General features: G+C 70.9%; 1 protein-coding gene and 1 pseudogene. One reads left to right on the top strand and one right to left on the bottom strand.

All coding sequences use genetic code 11. From position 1 onward, the window contains the following. The coding region (locus VK923_06125) for a winged helix-turn-helix domain-containing protein (GenBank protein HSJ44241.1) at positions 1-481 on the bottom strand (481 nt) is incomplete at its 3' end. 1,049 nt (positions 482-1,530) lie between these two features. Between VK923_06125 and VK923_06120 the strand changes: the two are divergent. Next, a pseudogene (locus VK923_06120) lies at positions 1,531-2,495 on the top strand (transposase).

Genomic DNA, 2,495 nt, shown 5'->3' with positions numbered 1-2,495 from the left:
GTCCGGTAGATGCGGACACGGTGCCGTCCGCCCTGTCGACCGGCTCGTCGCGCACCGGCGAGTCCGTGCGCGCTTGTTCGGCGGGTGGGGTGTGGGTGAACCGCTCGACACACGCAGACGGGTCCAGCAGGTAGCGAGACGCATCCCAGCGGCCCGACGCGTGATCGCGGGCCTCTTCGTGAAGCACGAACCCGTGGTCGCGGAGCCGGGCGAGGTGACGCGCGACGGGGGTCTTGTTGAGCCCGAGGTGGTCGGCGATCTGGCGCACGCTCGTGTGCGCGACGAGGCGTCCGCGGTCGTCGATGGCGGCGTCCAGCGCGATGTCTTCCAGGATCACCCACGCGGTCGCGCCGACCGCGCGCTTGACCTCGCGGCTGGACGCGAAGGCCTTCGCGAACGGTTCGGCACGGCCGACGATCCGCCCGTCGGACAGCACCCGGCCGACCTCCCGACCGAACGCGACCACATCCCGCGCCGGCACCGGCGGCGGCGTTGCATCGGGCGGTCATGCTGGCCGCCCGACGCGCCCGCGACCGTCGGCGACCACGTGGGCGGACTGGTCGCAGGGGCCGATGAACCAGGTAGGCGTGTCGTCACGGGTGCGTCCTCGTCGTCGCGCCGGACAGCGGCGGGGCGACACCATGACCACGGCGCTGGCATTCCGCTTGCACATCCGCTTGCACGTCGACCGAGCCGCCGATCACAGCGGCCGGCAAACTTGCAGAGTCCTTGCAAGCTCGCTGGCAGGCTCAGGTTCACTGATCGTTCGGCGCGCTCACATCAGCGCGAAGCCGGCGGGTCGGGCCGGCTCCCGGGGCGCCGATCGCGCCGCGAGGGGTCCCCACGGACCGGGTCCGGCCACCGCCCCGGCAGACTGTCAGGCGGCCATCGTCGGCACGGTGCGAACTCGGCGACCATGTGGCCGCGCGACGGTGGTCGCGTGTGCTTCTGTCACGCTCGGTGCCGGTGACGTCGCGACCGTGATCCGCTACTACGAAGCGGTGGACTGGCGGCGGTCGTCGCTGTCGGTCGACAACACCATCAGCTTCCTGCATGACGGCACCGTCGTGCTCGGACTGTTCGACCGGGACGACCTTGGCCGCCGACGCGGCGCCCGACTTCACCGCCGACGGGTGCGCGCCAGTCGCGTGAGCGATGAACCTCGGACCGCGAGTAACAGTCGACGCGGCGCTCGCGACTCCCGAGCGAGCCGGCAGGACGATCACCAAGCCTGCCGCGAAGACCGACTGGCGTGACTGCCGGCTACGTCGCCGACCGCAACGGGCACCAGTGGGACATCGCCGGCTACCTATTCGTGCCGCAGATGCTCCCGGCCCACGACTGACGACGCCGCGGAGGGCGACCTCACGCCGGCAGACCAGCTGTGTGATCCCGGCTTAGTTACTTCCCCCTGAAATAGTCCGAGGTCGGTAGGCCGCTGACCTGGGGTTTTGCGGTTGTGCCTGCCATGGTTGTTGGTCGAGTGCTGCGAGAATGCCCGTGGTGTCGGCGTGACCAGGGGCTTTGGGGATGGTGCTGCGGACCACCAATGATCAGGCGACGTTGTGGGAGTCGATCCTGCCAGCCGAGGTGTGGGGGCTGCCCGGTGAGCTCGAACGCGTCGACGCGCTGCTGGACGACCCGGCGTTCGTCACGCCGTTCGCGGCGCACTTCGACCCGGTCATGGGTCGCCCATCGATCCCGATCGAGACGTACCTGCGGATGATGTTCCTCAAGTTCCGCTACCAGCTGGGGTTCGAGACGCTGTGCCGCGAGGTCACCGACTCGATCAGCTGGCGGCGGTTCTGCCGCATCCCGCTGAGCGCACCGGTGCCGCACCCGACGACGTTGATGAAGCTGACGTCGCGCTGCGGCGCGGCCACCGTGGAGCAGCTGAATGAGGCGTTGTGGGCCAAGGCCGCCCAGCACAAGGTGTTCAAGACCAACCGGGTGCGGGCGGACACGACCGTGGTCGAGGCCGATGCGGAGTATCCGACCGACTCGGGGTTGCTGGCCACGGCGTGGGCCGCATCGCCCGGCAAGTCCGCCGGGTGCACGCGGCGGGTGGCGCCACGCGCACGAAGGTGCGGGACCGCAGCCGTGCGGCGGGGCGGCGGGTGCGGTCGATCGCGGCGAACCTGCGACGCCGCAGCGGCGACGCTAAAGACGCCGTCAGGGTGATCACCGGCGAGTTGGCGGATCTGGCCGAGACGACTGCGGCCGACGCGGCGGCGGTGGTGCGCAACGCCCGCCGGGCGCTGACGCGCGCCGGCGACGCCGCCAGCGGCAGGCTGCGTCGCGCGGTCGCCGATCTCGAGCAGACCTTGGCGCGCACCGCACGGGTGGTCGCCCAGGCGCGCACGCGGCTGTCGGGCGCCACGCCGGCGGGGTGGTAGCGGCTGGTTTCGCTGGATGACCCCGACGCGCGTCCGATCCCCAAGGGCAGGTTGGGTCGACCGGTGGAGTTCGGCTACAAGGCGCAGGTCACAGACAAC

It is taken from the genome of Euzebyales bacterium, assembly GCA_035461305.1.
In the GTDB taxonomy this organism is placed as follows: Bacteria; Actinomycetota; Nitriliruptoria; order Euzebyales; family JAHELV01; genus JAHELV01.
This window is presented reverse-complemented; position numbering and strand designations above follow the sequence as displayed.